Consider the following 16,545-nt stretch of genomic DNA (forward strand, 5'->3'; position numbering starts at 1 on the left):
CGCCAATTCGTTCCGGGCGGCAGTGGGATCCTCACAGAACGGAAATGCGCCGCCGGTGGTTATGCCCGCGCCGACGAGGCCGCTGCTACCCTGCTCGCTCGATGCGGATGACCTGCGGCTTGTCGGTCAGATGGCCGTCCTTGGTGATGCCGTCGACGGCCTTGCGCACGGCGGCCTCGGTGGTCTCGTGGGTGACGAGGATCACCGTCTTCTGCGCCGCCGCCTCGCCGCTGACCGCGTGCTGGACGATCGATTCCAGCGAAATATCATTGTCGGCCATGCGCTTGGCGATTGCTGCGAACACGCCGATGCGGTCATGCACCGTCAGCCGGATGAAGTAACCGCCGGCGTGGCTGCGCATCTGCGCCTTCTTATACGGTTTCAGCTCCTTCGCCGGCAGGCCGAAGACAGGACCATGCTGAAAGCCTGGCCGGCTCTTGGCGATGTCGGCGACGTCGCCGATGACCGCCGAGGCGGTGGCGTTGCCGCCGGCGCCGGGACCGGAGAGCAGCAATTCGCCCAAAATGTCGGTCTCGATCGCCACCGCATTGGTGACGCCATGCACCTGCGCGATGACGGAAGCCGTCGGCACCATGGTCGGATGCACGCGCTGCTCGATGCCGCTTTCGGTACGCTGGGCGACGCCGAGCAGCTTGATCCGGTAGCCAAGATCGCCTGCCGCACGGATGTCGGCCTGGGTGATGTTGGAAATGCCTTCCATGTAGATGTCGTTGGCGGCAATCCTGGTGCCGAAAGCAAGGCTGGTCAGGATCGACAGCTTGTGCGCGGTGTCATGGCCCTCGATGTCGAAGGTCGGATCGGCTTCGGCATAACCCAGCCGTTGCGCGTCCTTCAGCACGACGTCGAAGGAAACGCCCTCGGCCTCCATGCGCGTCAGGATATAGTTGCAGGTGCCGTTGAGAATGCCGAACACACGGCTGACCGAGTTGCCGGCCATCGCTTCGCGCATCGTCTTGATGACGGGAATGCCACCTGCCACCGCGGCCTCGTAGTTGAGCAGCACGCCCTTCTTCTCGGCGATTTCGGCAAGCGCCACGCCATGCTTGGCAAGCAGCGCCTTATTGGCGGTGACGACATGGCGGCCGGCTTCGAGCGCCGCCTTCACAGAGGCACGCGCCGGCCCCTCATCGCCGCCGATCAGCTCGACGAAAACGTCGATCTCAGCGGTCTGTGCCATCTTCACCGGATCGTCGAACCAGTTCGCGGAGCTCAGATCGGTGCCACGGTCGCGTTTCCGGTCGCGTGCCGAAACCGCCGACACGATGATGTCGCGCCCGCATTGGCGGGTCAACTCCGCCGCCTTGTCGCGCAACACGCGCGCCACCGATGCACCGACCGTGCCAAGTCCGGCAATTCCAACACGCAGTGCTTCAGCCATGGAAGGCGGCGCCCCTCAAATCAGATCGAATTTGTATTTACCGGTGGGCGGAAAGCGGCACCACATTGTTGGGCTGCTTGGCGCTGGCAGACAGGAAGCGCTTGATGTTGCGCGCCGCCTGGCGGATCCGGTGCTCGTTCTCGACCAGCGCCACGCGCACGAAATCGTCGCCATGCTCGCCGAAGCCGACACCGGGCGCCACCGCAACGTCGGCATGCTCGATGAGCAGCTTGGAGAATTCGAGGGATCCCAGATGCCGGAACGGCTCCGGGATCGGCGCCCAGGCGAACATCGAGGCCGCCGGTGCCGGAATGGTCCATCCGGCGCGGCCGAACGCATCGACCATCACGTCGCGGCGCTTGTGATAGATGTCACGCACTTCGGCGATGTCGGCGCCGTCGCCATTGAGCGCGTGCGCGGCCGCCACCTGGATCGGCGTGAAGGCACCGTAATCGAGATAGGATTTGACCCGGGTCAGCGCCGAGATCAGCCGTTCATTGCCCACGGCGAAGCCCATGCGCCAGCCGGGCATGGAAAAGGTTTTCGACATCGAGGTGAACTCGACGCAGACATCGATGGCGCCCGGCACCTGCAGTACCGAGGGTGGCGGATTGCCGTCGAAGTAGATTTCGGAATAGGCAAGGTCGGACAGGATGATGATGTCGTTCTTCTTGGCGAAGGCCACCACGTCCTTGTAGAAATCGAGCGAGGCGACCAGCGCCGTCGGGTTCGACGGATAGTTGAGGATCAGCGCCAGCGGCTTCGGGATCGAATGGCGGACGCCGCGCTCGAGCGCGGGAATGAAGCCATCATCGGGCTCGACCTGCAGCGAGCGGATGACGCCGCCCGACATGATAAAGCCGAAAGCGTGGATCGGATAGGTCGGGTTGGGGCACAGGATCACGTCGCCCGGCGCGGTGATCGCCTGCGCCATGTTGGCGAAACCTTCCTTCGAGCCAAGCGTGGCGACCACCTGGGTGTCGGGGTTGAGCTTCACGCCGAAGCGGCGGGCATAGTAGTTTGCCTGGGCGCGGCGCAGGCCGGGAATGCCGCGCGATGAGGAATAGCGGTGCGTCCGCGGATCGCGCACCACCTCGCACAATTTGTCGACGATGGCCTTGGGCGTCGGCAGGTCCGGATTGCCCATGCCGAGGTCGACGATATCGGCACCGCGCGAACGGGCACTGGCCTTGAGCCGGTTGACCTGCTCGAACACGTAAGGCGGAAGCCGGCGGACCTTGTGAAATTCTTCCATGGCAGTTCCAGACAGCAAGGGAGCGTTGGGCGCGCGCTATATACTCATTTGCAGGTAGGGTCGAGGGCGGGGTCGCATTTGCCTTCGATCTGCTTCAGCGTCTGCGGGCCATGTTTCTTGGCGAGATCGGTCAGCGTCGCCTGGTTGGTGACGGCCGCGCCGCCGCTCTTGGCGCCTTGCCCCTTCTCGTCGGCCTTCAGTTGGGCGAGCTTGGCGTTCTTCTCGGTCTCGGTGAATTGTTTCGCCGCCACTTGCGGCGGGATGTTCAGGTTCGGAAAGGTACCGGTGTCCTTCGGACCCGCGTCGGTGGCCATCGGCACCGGACCGCCGGTATTTGTGCTCGAGCATCCGGCAACGCCCAGGAGCATGATTGTCGCGCCGATGCGGCAAAAGTGGCCGCCACCGAAAAAAACAGTCTCGCCAAACTTAATCGTCATATTGTTTCCTTGGCAGCCGGGGTAGAGCGAGATTGGACCCTGTCGGATGTCCCATGTTAATATGTCAAGAAAACGCTTCCGGAGGAACCCCGCGAACCATGTCCAAAACACCCGATTCGGGCAAAGCGGAAGATGGCGGACCTTCGACGGTCGAGCAATATCTGGTGAAGGACCCGGAACGCTTTGCGCTGAACATGGCGCGGATGATCGAGCAGGCCGGCAAGGCGGCGTCCGCCTGGGCCGAACCGCGCGAAAAGGGTGAGGTGCGCGACCACGTCGCCGAGCCGGTCGTCGACATGGTCAAGACCTTCTCGAAGCTCAGCGAATACTGGCTTGCCGATCCGCAGCGTGCGCTCGAAGCGCAGACGCGGCTGTTCGCCGGCTATATGACGGTTTGGGCGAACGCCATCCAGCGCGTCAGCCCGAACGCCGAGGGTGCCGACGATGCCGTCAAGCCGGAGCGCGGCGACAAGCGCTTCCAGGATCCGGAATGGGGCCGCAACGCCTTCTTCGATTTCCTCAAGCAGGCCTATCTCGTCACCTCGCGCTGGGCGTCCGAACTGGTCGAGCACGCCGAAGGCCTGGACGAGCATACCCGCCATAAGGCGAGCTTCTACGTCAAGCAGGTATCCAACGCCATCTCGCCGTCCAATTTCATCCTGACCAATCCGGAATTGTTTCGCGAAACCGTCGCCTCCAACGGCGAAAACCTGGTGCGCGGCATGAAGATGCTGGCCGAGGACATCGCCGCCGGCAAGGGCGACCTGAAATTGCGCCAGGCCGATTATTCGCCCTTCGAGATCGGCAAGAACATCGCCACGACGCCCGGCAAGGTGGTCGGCCGCAGCGACGTCGCCGAGATTATCCAGTATGATCCGGCAACCGAGACAGTGTCGAAACGCCCGCTGCTGATCTGCCCGCCCTGGATCAACAAGTTCTACATCCTCGACCTCAACCCGCAGAAATCCTTCATCCGCTGGGCCATCGAGCAAGGCCACACCGTTTTCGTCATCTCCTGGATCAATCCGGACGAACGTCATGGCGCCAAGAACTGGGAAGCCTACATCCGGGAAGGCCTGCAATACGGCCTCGACACGATCGAGAAGGCGACCGGCGAGCGCGACGTCAACGCCATAGGTTACTGCGTCGGAGGTACGCTGCTGGCGGCGGCACTGGCGCTGATGGCCGGAGAAGGCGACGACCGCATCAAGTCGGCGACCTTCTTCACCACACAGGTCGACTTCACCCATGCCGGCGACCTGAAAGTGTTCGTCGACGAGGAGCAGGTCGCGGCGGTGGAAAAGGCGATGAACGAAAAGGGCTACCTCGACGGCACCAAGATGGCCACCGCCTTCAACATGCTGCGCTCGGGCGACCTGATCTGGCCCTATGTCGTCAACAACTACATGCGCGGCAAGGATCCCCTGCCCTTCGACCTGCTCTACTGGAACGCCGATTCGACCCGCATGGCGGCGGCCAACCACTCGTTCTACCTGCGCAACTGCTATCTCGAGAACAACCTCTCGCGCGGCACGATGGAACTTGCGGGGCACACGGTCTCGCTCGGCGATGTCACCATCCCGGTCTACAACCTCGCCTCGCGGGAAGATCACATCGCGCCGGCGCTGTCCGTCTTCCTCGGCTCGAAATATTTCGGCGGCAAGGTCGAGTACGTGATGGCGGGATCGGGGCATATCGCGGGCGTCGTCAATCCGCCCGCATCCAACAAATATCAGTACTGGACTGGCGGCCCGCCGAAAGGCGACTTCGACCAGTGGATAGAAAGCGCCACGGACCATCCCGGGTCCTGGTGGCCACACTGGCAAAGTTGGATAGAGGCCAAGGACAACACCCGTGTACCTGCCCGCAAACCCGGCAAGCATATGAAAACCTTGGGCGATGCTCCTGGCACCTATGTCAAGGTACGTGTGTAACGGACTGTAATGTCTGGTGAGTTGACGCCCCCGCAAAAGCGGGCGAAATGGTGTCGTCAACCATTAAGCAGCCGCAATTCGGCAATCGCTGCAAAAATACTTACAGGCTTGCTGATTTGACACAGGTCTCGTTTCCGGATCGGAGACAAGGGGCACCCTAACGCAGACATACCAGTCAGCGCCAAGGATACACCGACCGGACATCGAGGGGGAATTTGACTTTGAAATCAGCAGGATGGAGCCTCGCAAAGGGAGAACGCCGCGTCATTGTGGCAGCGTTCTGCTCGATGCTTCTGGCCTCCTGCACGTCGGCTGGCGATCCGGCAATGTCGGTCGGAATGCCCGGCTACAATGCTTCCGCATCCGACATCCACGCCGCCTCCACGGGCAAGCCCCTCGCCGCCGATTCGTCGTCGCAGGTAGCGACGGAGCAGACGACCGTGATGAGCGAAAGCGACACGGCACTCCCCGAAAAGGTTGCCTACCTACCGATGGCCAAGCCTGGGGCCACTTTCCCGCTCACCATACCGGCAGGCACGGAAACGATCGCGGGTCAGACGCCGCAGTCCTTGCAGCAGCAGGTACAGACGGCGCAGCAGACCGACGCGGTCGCCCAGAAGATCGCCGCCGCCGATGCCGCCGCGACGGCGCCGAAGCCGGCCGCGGCACCGGTAATGAACAATCCGGTTTATGTGACCGCTGGCGAGGCGCCGCAAGCCGAGGCGCCGAAGAAAAAAGGCTTCCTGGCCTCGATGTTTGGCGCCACCCCCGCTTCGGCAACACCCGCTCCGCTGGTCAACACGCGATCGGGCGAACAGCCTGCCGCGCAGGCCAAGCCTGCCCCGGCGGCAGCAAAGCCGATCATCACACTGGCCTCGGCCGATTCCGCGGCAAAGCCGATACAGTTGGCTTCGACCGGGGACGATGCCGGTCACATTACGGGTAGCGATGCCCTGCCTGGCGTGCGCCAGACAGCCCTGTTCGAGATCAAACGCAAATCCGGCCTCGACGACGAAAGCGACGTCGACCTCAATGAGGACGAAGGCTCGGGCGGCAGCTATCAGGTTGCGTCTGCGGCCGGCATGGCGCGCCTGGCACCCAACGGACTGCTGAAGCAGAATGAGAGCGTGGACGTCGCCTGCCTGAAGCCCTCGCTGGTGCGCGTGCTGAAGACGATCGAAGGCCACTACGGCCGCAAGATGATGGTGACCTCGGGCTATCGCGACCCGGCCCGCAACCGGCGCGCCAACGGCGCCAAGAATTCGTTGCACATGTATTGCGCCGCCGCCGACATCCAGGTGCCCGGCGTCTCCAAATGGGAGCTTGCGAGCTACATCAGGACCATGCCCGGCCGCGGCGGCGTCGGCACCTACTGCCACACCGAATCGGTCCATGTCGATGTCGGCCCCGAGCGCGACTGGAACTGGCGCTGCCGCCGGCGCAGCGGCGGTGACGACGGCTAGCAGCGATTTGACGGACCGGAACCTCAGCAGGCCAGAGTCGTTCCCACCCTTGGGCTAAGCGGGAGCGAAGCTCCGTCGCGAAGACCCGAAATCCATGCCGTGACCCTGGCAAAGATCGCAACGGGAGCAGAATTCTGCACCGAGGCAACGCGTTGAAGTCGCGGCATGATTCTCGGGTCTGCGCCGCGTCGCTACGCTCCTTGCTCCGCCCGTGGATGGCGAGGCGACTAATGTCACCGCTGATCGCCAAGCCCTACCGACCCCTCGCGAAATCGCTGATTTGGCAGGCTGGAAAAAAGTTGTCCAAGGCGGCACCTAACGGGTTGCCGGTTACGCGCAACGCCAGTATAAGCCGCTTCGTCTGAGCGCGCCCATCGTCTAGCGGTTAGGACACCGCCCTTTCACGGCGGTAACAGGGGTTCGATTCCCCTTGGGCGTACCAGATCTTCCGGACCTCCGGCCCCTCTTCCGATTCTACGCAGCGAACGCCTGGCCAATGCAATTTGGCAGGGGCGACATCGCGTCGACAACATTGCGGGTTACGGCATCCGTTGCAGCCGATACCCCATGCCTTTCGCGCTAGTCTAGCGCCCGGCTCCTCTATCTTGTCGATCAGACGGGCCGGTGGTTAAATGGAATACGAAGGGAGCGCTCATATGGCAGTTCACCTTTCGGCGGATATACGCGCTCCCGCGGCAATGCCACCGAGATATCTCTTTGGTCCGTTCGCGGACTTTCTGATGCTCGGCGGCAGCGCATTCCTGATCTTGCCGGCGCTGTACTTTGTGCCACTGAGATACGAAGGTCTCGTGGCGGCGACGATGCTTTTCCTGGCTTATCTGATCAACTATCCGCACTTCGCCCACTCATACCAACTCTTCTACCGCAATTTTGGGCGGAAGCTGCGCGGCGACGGCTACGACAGGAACCTCCAGATCCGCTACATCGTCGCCGGCATCGTCGTTCCCCTGCTCATGGGTGTATTTTTTGCCTACGGCTCGATAACGGCGAACGCCCGGCTGCTGGGCAACGCAACCAACGCGATGTTCTTTTTCGTGGGCTGGCACTACGTCAAGCAAGGCTACGGTATGTTGATGGTGGATGCCGTCCTGAAGCGCAGGTTCTTCACCGATCCGGACAAGAAAATCCTGCTGATCAACAGCTATGCCGTTTGGCTGTTCGCATGGCTTCAGACGAACACGGCGGTCAGCCAGGGAAAATACCTGGGGCTGGAATATTATACGTTTGCCACCCCTGCATGGCTCAACGCGATTGCGCCGTCGGCCGCGGCCGCTTCCACGGCCGCCACTGCCGTGATGCTGATCAATCGTTGGAGCAGGAATGGCGGCAGCCTGCCGTATAACGGCGTCATCGCCTACATCGCGTCCCTATATCTCTGGATTCTGATCGTAAGGACAAATCCGCTCTGGCTGCTTGTGGTGCCGGCGCTCCATTCCTTGCAGTACCTGGCGGTGGTCTGGCGTTACCAGAGCAATTTCGAGCGTGACGAGCGCGATGCCGAGAACGTTCCACCATCCAGAATCCTGTCCATCCTTGGTCCGGCTTACAGGGTGCGGCTTCTGGAGTTCATCGGTGCTGGCCTTCTCCTCGGCGGTCTGGGTTTCTGGCTGGTGCCGACCGTGCTGACGGCCCTTATCCCCTATGACCGGGAAGTCCTGGGATCGTCGCTGTTCTTCTTCATCGTGTTGATTTTCATCAACGTGCACCATTACTTCCTCGACAATGTGATGTGGCGCCGCGGCAACCCCGAAGTGTCGAAATATCTGTTCCGTTAGAACTTTTTTTGCGCTCAAGCGGAAACGCTTGGCGTAATGCGGAAATGGACCAGGGATGGATCCACTCCCGCCCGATCCACCAGTCCATCAGCTTCGGAATTTTGGAGGCCTCGCCTCGGAATCGAACCGAGGCTTCCGAGTTTGCAGTCTCTAGCGTAGCCGCTCCGCCACGAGGCCATACGTGCTCTGGTAACGGGCAGAAGTTTCAAGATCCTTGATGTCTTGGATAATAATTTCGGCTACGCCCCACTGTGGAAAAAGAGCCCGTCACGCGACGGAAAAGAGCCGACCCATGACTCCTTTGCCAGACTTGAATTGCTCGTCAACGAGGGGAACTCATGCAGCCCGACCGCAGGGCTCGAGGCCAGCAGCTTCGCGGTGTGGCAGACTACGTGGCTAACCGCCGACCAGCGGCACGGTAACGGTCGTCGCGTAATTGATCGGGTAGGCGTCGAAATATGGGAAATCTATGACGAACGAATAGGCAGCGGTCAGGTGCGCCATGCGAAAGCCGCCGCTCGCCGGGTCGGTGGCGATCGTGACGTTCACGTTCTTCAGGCCCAGCGCAAGCAGTTTCTGCGTCGCGATCGCCTGGATGTCGGCCTGGGTCAGCGTGTTGTTAAGCTGCAGGGACCGTGCGGATGCCTCCAGCGTGTAGCGAACGCTGGAGGCCGAATTCATAGACCAGCCGAAGGCGAAGATTCCGAATAGCAGCATGATAAGGAACGGTGCGATCAGCGCGAATTCGAGCGCGGCTCCGCCCGATCGATCGGCCCTGAAGGCTCTCGCATTATCGAACACGGATCAGCTCCTGGTGGCCGATCGTGCTGGGGGCGGAAAAGACGCCGAAGGTGAAAGGCGGGGTCCACGTGGCCGACGCGTTGATCTGGACAAAGACCGACGGTGCCTTCGGCCCGCTGCACAAGGTCGAGGCGTCGACCACGGTCGTCCCGCATTTGTAGATCCGGCTCAGCGTGACCTGACCGTCGTCCGGCATCCTCTCCCAGTTCGCCAGTGCCGCGGCCCGCGTCGCGCTGTCGTCGGCGGAGCCCGCCAAGACCATGTTCGCCGCCGTCTTCACGCCGGCACGCATCGACAGCGAACTGGTGACGTATGACCAGCCGTCGGCGATGCCGAGCAGTACCACGCAAAGGATGGGCAGGACCATCGCGAACTCAACCGCGGCAGCGCCCGCGTCTTCGCGAATGGCTGGGATCAATCGATGGGCCACGCGCTTCATTCGACAATCGCGACCGACGCCGCCGCGGGGATGTCCTTCATTCCCAGGCTCGAGCAGTCCTGGTTGATCGTGGAATTGCCGGACCACTGGATAGTGTCGGCCACAAGCTGCGTGCAGCCGTTGTTGCCTGAGAAATTGCCGAGGTAGTTGACCTGCTGCTTGGGGAAATAGATGGCGCCGGTCAGCAAGGATGTTGCCGTACCGTTGAAGGTGCTCTGTGCCGCCACGCCTGTCCTGTCGCCGTAGAACAGCATGCCGGAATAGGTGCCCGACTGCGGCGCGCTGAGCGTCACGGTGGCGTTCCCGTTCATGCTGACGGTGCTGCTGCCGGCCATGAAGATGGTGACGCCGTCGCCCTGGATGACAGCGCCCGCGTTGATTTTCAAATTGCCCTGGACAACATAAACGCCGGGAGAAAGCGTGACATTGCCGTTGAGGTTCATGCCACTGCAATAAGTCCCGGGCTGGATCGTTTGGGTCGACTTGCCTCCGTTGACATTCTGGCATGGGTTGGAGACAACGGGCGCCGGCACGCTGGCGAACGGATCGGGTATGGGCAAGGCCTGGGTGATCGGCGCCTTGCAGATCGTGGTCACCGGATTGTTCAGCACGACCCCGCCAGCCGAGATCAGGCAGTCGGCCGTGAGACCCGCCGATCCCTGCACCTTGATGGCGTCACTGGCGATCGAATTCGTCATGATGACGCAGCCGTTGAGCGTCATGCTGGTGCTGCCGGAGAAGAGCACCGACTGCGGCGCCGATGGATTGAGCGCCCGGAGGCAGGCCTTGGAGGCGTCGGTGACGAGCGCCACCGCCCTCGCCCGCTCCGGCACCTTGCCCTGCGTGAAGATGGAGGTGAATATCCGGTCGAGATTCTGGTCGAGGATCACCTCGACCGCCTTTTTGGCAGTGTTCGGTCCAGACGTCGGCGGCGTGTTGACGACGATGGTGCCGTTCCCGAGGCCGTTGTCGGTCGCCGACTGGGTCGCGGCCGCGACGATCGTCGGCGTGTCGGAACCCGCGATCTTCTCCAGCGCGCCGGCATAGGCGGCGGCATCCGCCGTGGCCTGCAATCTCAAGCTGTTATAGTACCAATAGGAGGTTTCAACGCCAAAACCCGCCGCACCGACAACGATCGGCAGGGTAAGGGCAAAGATGGTGGCGACATTCGCGGCTCTGCTGCGGAGCATGCCGGCCGCCACGAGCCGAATCCGGGTGAAGCAATTGAACAGCATGATCATTTAGAAAGCACGCATGTATGAATGAACGGCTAAAAAGTTCGATTCACTTTCTACGAGGCGGCCATTGGCTAGCCAGCCAGCCTCGGTACGCGACCTTCTCGGGACGTCATGAGGGCAAATGACGCATTTCGCCAAGCGTGCAGCCTGCTTGCGGCAGGATTTACTTCAGGCGGTAAGGATCGGGACCTCTTCCACGGTCGCACCAGCCGATAATTCTCTTTGAACGGCAAGGAAGAACCTGCGCACTTCGTCACCGGCTGCCGTTCTGTCCCTGCCCGTCCCGACAATGAGATCGAGCAACTCCGCCGCCTTTGTCTTCCAGAACGAGGTGGCGGTCTCGCCATGCAGATTGCCGAGCTTGGCGGCAACTTCCCTGACCAAGAACAGCTGACGATCGATCGGGAACGCACGGACTTTTTCTGAGGACATCTTCCGACCCATGAAACTGACGCAACGAATCAACCATTGCCGAACAATCAATGGCTAACCGCGAAGGTGGAAACGGAAGCTTAACAGCGCCGGCCAATGCATCGGCGCAAGCGGATCGTCATGCACACTCAAGCTGAACTGGTTCCCCCCAGTCGATGACGCCTCAGGCCTGCAGCGCTCGCGCCTCGCCGCCGCGCTTGCGCGGCGCCATCATGTCGCCGGCCATCAGTCCGGCGACGCGGCAGAACGCCATGAACGCCCGGCAGGCGTCTTCGGTCTCGACCACATCGACCGTGGCACCGAAACAGGCATTGAAGGCTTTCTGATACACCGGTCCCTGCCGGCGCGCCGGCCAGTCCTGCAGAAAATCGAGCGCCTGCTCGACGCTGTAGATTTCCTCGACGGGCAAGCCGGGGCCTGGTGCGATGCGCACCGGCACCTCGAATTGCAATCTGTCCATCCGACATCTCCCGACCGGCATCGCCCAAGCAACGCCGCTCATCGTCAAAAGTTGCTTTGTGCGGTGTGCCACGGAAATGTGTCGTCACTGCGGAAAACTGCCTCCTTTGCTGCATCTGGCAAGGGAAGGTCTGCCGGCATCGAGCGGCCCGGCAGGCCTTTCCGGCGGCGCTATTACTGGTTGGCCGGGTCGGTCTCCGCGTCGAAGGCCGTGCGCCTGACCGGCGGGGCAAGCGAATATCCGGGCCGTTGGGGCCGCATCAGGCAGTTCGTCCTTGAACCTTTCGCCCTCAGGTGCCAAATCTGGTGACATCTCCGCGCCCGCGCTCCTGCGGCGCGCCACCTTCTATATGGGCAAAATGGTCACCTATCTCGACGCCGCCACGGCACCGCTCAGAAACACCGGCCAGATCCGCCTTTATGGCGAGGAAGGCTTTGCCGGCATGCGCAAGGCATGTGACCTCACCGCGCGCTGCCTGGACGAGCTGGTGCCGATGGTCGGCCCCGGAGTCACCACCGACACCATCGACCGTTTCGTCTTCGAGTTCGGCATGGATCACGGCGCACTGCCGGCCACGCTCAACTATCGCGGCTACACGAAATCGTCCTGCACCTCGATCAACCATGTCGTCTGTCACGGCATTCCCGACAACAAGCCGCTGAAGGATGGCGATATCGTCAACATCGACGTGACCTACATCCTCGACGGCTGGCACGGCGATTCCTCGCGCATGTACCCGGTCGGCACGATCAAGCGGGCAGCCGAACGCCTGCTCGAGGTCACCCACGAATGCCTGATGCGCGGCATCGCCGCCGTCAGGCCGGGCGCGCGCACCGGTGTCATCGGCGCCGCCATCCAGACCTACGCCGAAGCCGAGCGCTGCTCGGTGGTGCGCGATTTCTGCGGCCACGGCGTCGGTCAGCTGTTCCACGACGCTCCCAACATCCTGCACTACGGCAATGCCAATGAAGGCGTGGAAATGCGCCCCGGCATGATCTTCACCATCGAGCCGATGATCAACCTCGGCCGGCCGCATGTGAAGGTCCTGTCGGACGGCTGGACGGCGGTGACACGCGACCGCTCGCTGTCGGCGCAATACGAGCACACGATCGGCGTGACCGACACCGGCTGCGAGATTTTTACTTTGTCGCCCAAAAAGCTCGACCGCCCCGGCTTGCCGGTCTAGGAGGCCGTCGCGAGGTTTTGGATGGCGGTCTATTTCCAGTGTTTGCGTGGCCGCCAGTCTTCGCCCTCGTCCTGGTCTCGTAACCAGCGCATTATTTCCCGGCAACTGTGCGGACGGCCATCGCTGACCCTGCCATCGGTGCATGGATCGTAGCGTTCGCGGCGGTAATAGTCGTGCCTTTCCCGATAACGCTCCCGGCGATCCAGCATGCGCAGGATCTCCCGGCAATTATGCGGCCTCCCGTCGCTGTAACGGCCGTCCGTGCAAGGATCATCATATTGGATGAGATGAATCGGCAGGTTCCGACCAGGGCGGCTATCGGCGGGTATGGCATCGACTGAAGCTCAGGAGCAGGCCGGCGGACAGCAGGATACGAATGAGCCTGGGCATCTTGGTTGTCTCCGAATGGGGCGTCATCGATGACGACACCGAGAGCTTGCGCGACTCCCATTGCCGCAACATTGCGCGGAAGGCGGAGGCCATCCATTCCTTGCCGCCGAAAAGACCTCGACCGCCCCTGCCCGCCGTCCTAGTATTTCGTGGGGATCAGCGATCATTGCTCAGCTGCGGGCTGGATATGGGCGGCACATGGCGACACAAGGCGACGACGACGAACGGAGCTTCTTCTCCGAGGTGCCGGTGCGGCCGGCGGCGAGAGCCAAGGCGGCAGTCGATGAAAAACCGCATTATCTCGGCCATCGCGATCGTCTGCGCGAGCGCTTTGCCTCGGCCGGTCCGGATGCCTTGCCCGACTATGAGCTTCTGGAACTCCTGCTCTTCCGCCTGATCCCGCGCGCCGACACCAAGCCGGTCGCCAAGGCGCTGCTGGCCCGCTTCGGCACCTTGGCCGAAGTGCTCGGCGCGCCCGTCGGCCTGTTGCAGGAGGTCAAGGGCATCGGCCCGACCGTGGCGCTCGAGCTGAAGGTCGTCGCGGCAACCGCCCAGCGCATGGCGCGCGGCGAGGTCCATGGCCGCGAAGTCCTGGCCTCATGGCAACAGCTTCTCGACTATTGCCGCTCGGCCATGGCGTTCGAGGCGCGCGAGCAGTTCCGCATCCTGTTCCTCGACAAGAAGAACGCGCTGATCGCCGACGAAGTGCAGCAGACCGGCACGGTCGACCACACGCCGGTCTATCCCAGGGAAGTGGTCAAGCGCGCGCTCGAACTGTCGGCCACCGCGATCATCCTGGTCCACAACCACCCCTCGGGCGACCCAACACCGTCGCGCGCCGATATTGAGATGACGAAGGAGATCATCGAAGCGGCCAAGCGGCTGGGTATTTCCGTGCACGACCACATCATCATCGGGCGAAAAGGTTATTCCAGCATGAAGGGGTTGTTGCTGATCTGAGTCCGGAATCCCGCGAGGCAGCGCCGCCAGAGCGCCGGATGATGCCTTGGCTGGAATTTGAAAATCATTCAATCTTGGAAGAACGATGCCGATATCGCGCACTTTTCGGATCAATCTTCCGGTAGCAACAGCCCAAAAGGCTGCCCCTTTTCACAATCAAGGCGGATCGGTCTTGCAGTTGCCGGCAATCTGTCTGACCGCCTCACCGAAGCCGGCCAGGTCGAAATCGGCCTGGCCGCGTCCGGACAGCAGCCCGAAGCGCCACGACAGCAGCAGGCGGTTTGCCGGGACGAGGCGCTTGATTGCCTCGGCGCCGTCGCGCATCAGCAGCCTGCCGCGTGTGCCGACGGACCAGCTCTCATCGAATTTGTTGTCGCCGTCGATGGTGATCGACATGGTGATTTTCCGGCTGGCGGAGACCGCGTCGTTCAATTGCAGCCATTCGGTCCAGGCCGGCTCGCCGTCCGCACGGCAGGCAATGGTCAGCACCGGGCTGTAGCTCAGCGCACCGCCCCCGGTGATCAGCTTGTTGGTGGCATAGACCGATGCGGTGACGAGGCCGTCATTGCCGGTGTCGAAACGCCAATTGTCCGTGCCGGCCCCGGCAGCGCCGCAAGCCAAGGCCAGGAAAAACACCGTGGCGGCAGCGCGCCTCATTTCCACGAACACCCCAACGACATCACCAACTACCTCTGGTCTTCCAACCAATCAGATAATGATCAAGGCTTCGTATCGCCACCGGTGCCCATCAGGAACGAATCCGATGTTGCAGTTTCGCAACGAAAAAGGCCGCCCGGAGGCGGCTTTTCGGAATTCGTCGGAACGTGCGCCCTATTCGGCGTCCTTGGCCGCCCTTTTCTTCGGTGCGGCTTTCTTCTTCGGCTCTTCCGCCTCGTCGGCTTTCTTGTCGTCAGCTTTCTTCGCGGCGGCCTTCTTGGCCGGCTTCGCCTTGGTCGCGGTTTCGGCCTCCTCGTCGTCGGCCATCAGCTCTTCCTTGCTGACCTTGACGTCGGTGACCGAGATCTGTTCGAGCAGGTGGTCGACAACCTTCTCCTCGAACATCGGCGCCCTGAGCGCGTTCAGCGCCTCGGGGTTGCTGCGGTAGAACTCGAAGGCTTCCTGCTGCTGGTTGGCCGGGAAGCGGCGAACCTGCTCGAACAGGCCGCGCTGCAGTTCCTCGTCCGACACGGTGACGCCGGCCTTCTCGCCGATCTCGGCCAACACGAGGCCGAGGCGCACGCGGCGCTCGGCAAGGCGCATATATTCGGCGCGCGCCTCTTCCTCGGTCGTCTCCTCGTCGGCGAAGGTGCGGCCGGCGGCTTCCAGGTCGCGGTTGACCTGTGCCCAGATGTTGTTGAATTCCGCCTCGACGAGCTTCGACGGTGCTTCGAACGAATAGGCCGCATCGAGCTGATCGAGCAACTGGCGCTTGACCTTCTGGCGCGTCATCGAGCCGAACTGGTTCTCGATCTGGCCGCGCACGATGTCACGCAGGCGCTCGAGCGACTCCAGGCCAAGGTTCTTGGCGGTCTCGTCGTTGATTTCCAATTCGCCGGGCTTCGACACTTCCTTGACCGTGACGTCGAAGGTCGCTTCCTTGCCGGCCAGATGCGCTGCCTGGTAGTTGTCCGGGAAGGTCACGGTGACCTGCTTCTCGTCGCCGGCCTTGGTGCCGATCAGCTGCTCCTCGAAGCCCGGAATGAACTCCTTGGAGCCCAGCACCAGCGGCTGATCATTGCCGGCGCCGCCAGCGAAAGCCTCGCCGGCGATCTTGCCGACATAGTCGATCGAGACGCGGTCGCCCTCGGCGGCCTTGCCGGTCTTCGGCTCGTAGCTGCGGGCCGATTCAGCGACGCGCTTGACCTGGTCGTCGATCTCCGAATCCGGAACGTCGAACACCTGGCGCGTCACCTTGATGTCGGAGAAATCCTTGATCTCGATCGCCGGAATGACCTCATAATTGAGGCGGAATTCGAAGTCGGCGCCGCCGGCCAGGATCTTCTCGGCTTCCTTCTCGTCCTCGGTCATGATGACCTCGGGCTGCATGGCGGCCTTTTCGCCGCGTCCGGTGATGATCGAACGGGTCGAGTCGTTGAGGATCTCGTTGACCACCTCGGCCATGAACGACTTGCCATAAACCTTGCGCAGGTGCTGCACCGGCACCTTGCCCGGACGGAAGCCGTTGATGCGAACCTTGTCGCGGGCGTCCGACAGCCGCGCCATCAGCTTGGCTTCCATGTCACCGGCCGGCACGGTGATCTTGATCTCGCGCTTGAGACCGGAATTGAGTGTTTCGGTGACCTGCATCGTAAAACCTTTGTTTTCACCAATGAGGCTGCCAAACGGCTCCCTGCC

At 62.3% G+C, this 16,545-nt stretch carries 15 protein-coding genes and 2 tRNA genes; 6 read left to right on the forward strand and 11 right to left on the reverse strand.

Annotation, left to right across the window (positions count from 1 at the left end):
* Window positions 1–85: 85 nt before the first annotated feature.
* From O7A60_RS16855 to O7A60_RS16865, 3 genes are read right to left on the reverse strand one after another with little or no spacing between them, the layout of a single operon-like run.
* Window positions 86–1,399: a homoserine dehydrogenase gene (locus O7A60_RS16855; RefSeq protein WP_140508785.1), complete on the reverse strand. Its 1,314-nt coding sequence runs from the start codon at window positions 1,397–1,399 to the stop codon at window positions 86–88.
* A gap of 37 nt (window positions 1,400–1,436) precedes the next feature.
* Complete coding sequence (locus O7A60_RS16860; RefSeq protein ID WP_015317568.1) at window positions 1,437–2,654, reverse strand: LL-diaminopimelate aminotransferase; 1,218 nt, start codon at window positions 2,652–2,654, stop codon at window positions 1,437–1,439.
* A gap of 44 nt (window positions 2,655–2,698) precedes the next feature.
* Entirely contained in the window at window positions 2,699–3,091 is a 393-nt protein-coding gene (locus tag O7A60_RS16865) for a hypothetical protein (RefSeq protein ID WP_337107213.1), read from the reverse strand.
* A gap of 98 nt (window positions 3,092–3,189) precedes the next feature.
* On the opposite strand from O7A60_RS16865, the gene phaC reads away from it, so the two are divergent.
* The 4 genes from phaC (at window position 3,190) to O7A60_RS16885 (ending at window position 8,284) form a co-directional block, all read left to right on the forward strand.
* Complete coding sequence (gene phaC, locus O7A60_RS16870) at window positions 3,190–5,025, forward strand: class I poly(R)-hydroxyalkanoic acid synthase (protein WP_337107214.1); 1,836 nt, start codon at window positions 3,190–3,192, stop codon at window positions 5,023–5,025.
* 215 nt (window positions 5,026–5,240) lie between these two features.
* A complete protein-coding gene (locus O7A60_RS16875) occupies window positions 5,241–6,488 on the forward strand; it encodes a YcbK family protein (RefSeq protein WP_337107215.1) in 1,248 nt (415 codons plus the stop codon).
* Between the two features lie 367 nt (window positions 6,489–6,855).
* Window positions 6,856–6,930, forward strand: a tRNA-Glu gene (locus O7A60_RS16880).
* 214 nt (window positions 6,931–7,144) lie between these two features.
* Entirely contained in the window at window positions 7,145–8,284 is a 1,140-nt protein-coding gene (locus tag O7A60_RS16885) for a hypothetical protein (protein WP_337107216.1), read from the forward strand.
* Window positions 8,285–8,386: 102 nt separating this feature from the next.
* Here O7A60_RS16885 and O7A60_RS16890 read toward each other — a convergent pair.
* The 6 genes from O7A60_RS16890 to O7A60_RS16915 form a co-directional block, all read right to left on the reverse strand.
* Window positions 8,387–8,461 (reverse strand) — tRNA-Ser (locus O7A60_RS16890).
* Window positions 8,462–8,680: 219 nt separating this feature from the next.
* Window positions 8,681–9,085 carry a TadE/TadG family type IV pilus assembly protein gene (locus O7A60_RS16895; RefSeq protein ID WP_337107217.1) on the reverse strand — a complete coding sequence of 135 codons (405 nt, stop codon included), beginning with the start codon at window positions 9,083–9,085 and terminating at the stop codon, window positions 8,681–8,683.
* Complete coding sequence (locus O7A60_RS16900) at window positions 9,075–9,524, reverse strand: TadE/TadG family type IV pilus assembly protein (protein ID WP_337107218.1); 450 nt, start codon at window positions 9,522–9,524, stop codon at window positions 9,075–9,077. Before O7A60_RS16900 ends, O7A60_RS16895 begins: the two co-directional genes overlap by 11 nt.
* Window positions 9,521–10,759, reverse strand: coding sequence for a pilus assembly protein TadG-related protein (locus O7A60_RS16905; RefSeq protein ID WP_337107259.1), 1,239 nt, complete (start codon window positions 10,757–10,759; stop codon window positions 9,521–9,523). The genes O7A60_RS16900 and O7A60_RS16905 overlap by 4 nt, the downstream gene beginning before the upstream one ends.
* A 171-nt stretch (window positions 10,760–10,930) precedes the next feature.
* Complete coding sequence (locus O7A60_RS16910; protein ID WP_027146822.1) at window positions 10,931–11,194, reverse strand: DUF6074 family protein; 264 nt, start codon at window positions 11,192–11,194, stop codon at window positions 10,931–10,933.
* Between the two features lie 163 nt (window positions 11,195–11,357).
* Window positions 11,358–11,654, reverse strand: a complete 297-nt coding sequence (locus O7A60_RS16915) for a DUF982 domain-containing protein (RefSeq protein WP_140508771.1) — start codon at window positions 11,652–11,654, stop codon at window positions 11,358–11,360.
* Window positions 11,655–12,012: 358 nt separating this feature from the next.
* On the opposite strand from O7A60_RS16915, the gene map reads away from it, so the two are divergent.
* The gene (gene map / locus O7A60_RS16920; protein WP_027146820.1) at window positions 12,013–12,840 is read left to right on the forward strand and encodes a type I methionyl aminopeptidase; all 828 of its coding nucleotides are present in this window, start codon (window positions 12,013–12,015) and stop codon (window positions 12,838–12,840) included.
* A 588-nt stretch (window positions 12,841–13,428) separates the two neighbouring features.
* Entirely contained in the window at window positions 13,429–14,190 is a 762-nt protein-coding gene (gene radC, locus O7A60_RS16925; RefSeq protein WP_337107219.1) for a RadC family protein, read from the forward strand.
* 156 nt (window positions 14,191–14,346) lie between these two features.
* Here radC and O7A60_RS16930 read toward each other — a convergent pair whose 3' ends face one another.
* Together O7A60_RS16930 and tig are read right to left on the reverse strand one after the other, a co-directional pair.
* The gene (locus tag O7A60_RS16930; protein ID WP_337107220.1) at window positions 14,347–14,847 is read right to left on the reverse strand and encodes a hypothetical protein; all 501 of its coding nucleotides are present in this window, start codon (window positions 14,845–14,847) and stop codon (window positions 14,347–14,349) included.
* A 174-nt stretch (window positions 14,848–15,021) separates the two neighbouring features.
* Entirely contained in the window at window positions 15,022–16,497 is a 1,476-nt protein-coding gene (gene tig, locus O7A60_RS16935) for a trigger factor (RefSeq protein WP_337107221.1), read from the reverse strand.
* Between the last annotated feature and the right edge of the window lie 48 nt (window positions 16,498–16,545).

It is taken from the genome of Mesorhizobium salmacidum (SeqCode) (assembly GCF_037179605.1).
Classification (GTDB): domain Bacteria; phylum Pseudomonadota; class Alphaproteobacteria; order Rhizobiales; family Rhizobiaceae; genus Mesorhizobium; species Mesorhizobium salmacidum.

Excerpts from the sequence above, each read along its gene's own strand:
- O7A60_RS16910 (WP_027146822.1), bottom strand. The coding sequence starts at position 11,194 with ATGTCCTCAGAAAAAGTCCGTGCGTTCCCGATCGATCGTCAGCTGTTC.
- O7A60_RS16900 (WP_337107218.1), bottom strand. The coding sequence starts at position 9,524 with ATGAAGCGCGTGGCCCATCGATTGATCCCAGCCATTCGCGAAGACGCG.
- O7A60_RS16865 (WP_337107213.1), bottom strand. The coding sequence starts at position 3,091 with ATGACGATTAAGTTTGGCGAGACTGTTTTTTTCGGTGGCGGCCACTTT.
- O7A60_RS16930 (WP_337107220.1), bottom strand. The coding sequence starts at position 14,847 with ATGAGGCGCGCTGCCGCCACGGTGTTTTTCCTGGCCTTGGCTTGCGGC.
- phaC (WP_337107214.1), top strand. The coding sequence starts at position 3,190 with ATGTCCAAAACACCCGATTCGGGCAAAGCGGAAGATGGCGGACCTTCG.
- O7A60_RS16905 (WP_337107259.1), bottom strand. The coding sequence starts at position 10,759 with ATGCTGTTCAATTGCTTCACCCGGATTCGGCTCGTGGCGGCCGGCATG.
- O7A60_RS16915 (WP_140508771.1), bottom strand. The coding sequence starts at position 11,654 with ATGGACAGATTGCAATTCGAGGTGCCGGTGCGCATCGCACCAGGCCCC.
- O7A60_RS16855 (WP_140508785.1), bottom strand. The coding sequence starts at position 1,399 with ATGGCTGAAGCACTGCGTGTTGGAATTGCCGGACTTGGCACGGTCGGT.
- radC (WP_337107219.1), top strand. The coding sequence starts at position 13,429 with ATGGCGACACAAGGCGACGACGACGAACGGAGCTTCTTCTCCGAGGTG.
- O7A60_RS16860 (WP_015317568.1), bottom strand. The coding sequence starts at position 2,654 with ATGGAAGAATTTCACAAGGTCCGCCGGCTTCCGCCTTACGTGTTCGAG.
- map (WP_027146820.1), top strand. The coding sequence starts at position 12,013 with ATGGTCACCTATCTCGACGCCGCCACGGCACCGCTCAGAAACACCGGC.
- O7A60_RS16885 (WP_337107216.1), top strand. The coding sequence starts at position 7,145 with ATGGCAGTTCACCTTTCGGCGGATATACGCGCTCCCGCGGCAATGCCA.
- tig (WP_337107221.1), bottom strand. The coding sequence starts at position 16,497 with ATGCAGGTCACCGAAACACTCAATTCCGGTCTCAAGCGCGAGATCAAG.